1 protein-coding gene is annotated in these 644 nt (G+C 73.1%); it reads left to right on the plus strand.

Annotation, left to right across the window (positions count from 1 at the left end):
• Positions 1-644: DUF5753 domain-containing protein (locus tag JK356_RS21485; RefSeq protein ID WP_201870347.1), on the plus strand; the 644-nt coding region annotated here is incomplete at both ends.

Genomic DNA, 644 nt, shown 5'->3' on the forward strand with positions numbered 1-644 from the left:
GCCATCCGCGGCTCGCACGCCAAGATAAGCCGCCTGGAGCTGGGCCGGGTGGGCGCCAAGGAGCGGGACGTCGCCGACCTGCTGACGCTGTACGGCGTCACGGACGAGGAGCAGCGCGGCCAGTTCCTGGCGCTCGCCCGGCAGGCCAGTACCCCCGGCTGGTGGCACAAGTACAGCGACGTGCTGCCCAGCTGGTTCGAGACCCTCATCGGGCTGGAGGACGCCGCCTCGTTGATCCGCACCTACGAGGTGCAGTTCGTGCCCGGCCTGCTCCAGACCCCGGACTATGCGCGCGCCTGCGTCCGCCTGGGCCACCCCCGCGCCACCGAGCGGGAGGTGGACCGGCGCGTGGAACTCCGGCTGCGGCGCCAGGAGCTGCTTCAGCGGCCCCACGCCCCGAAGCTGTGGGCCGTGGTGGACGAGGCCGCGCTGCGCCGCCCGCTCGGCGGCCCGCGGGCGATGCGGCAGCAGCTCGACCATCTGCGGACGATGGCCGAGCGGCCCAACATCACGCTCCAGATCGCGCCGTTCCGCATCGGCGGCGTGGCCGCGGCCGGCGGGCCCGTGACCATCCTGCGGTTCCAGGAGCCCGACCTGCCCGACATCGTCTACCTGGAGCAGCTCAACAGCGCGCTCTACCTCGA

It is taken from the genome of Streptomyces sp. 7-21 (genome assembly GCF_016741785.1).
In the GTDB taxonomy this organism is placed as follows: Bacteria; Actinomycetota; Actinomycetes; order Streptomycetales; family Streptomycetaceae; genus Streptomyces.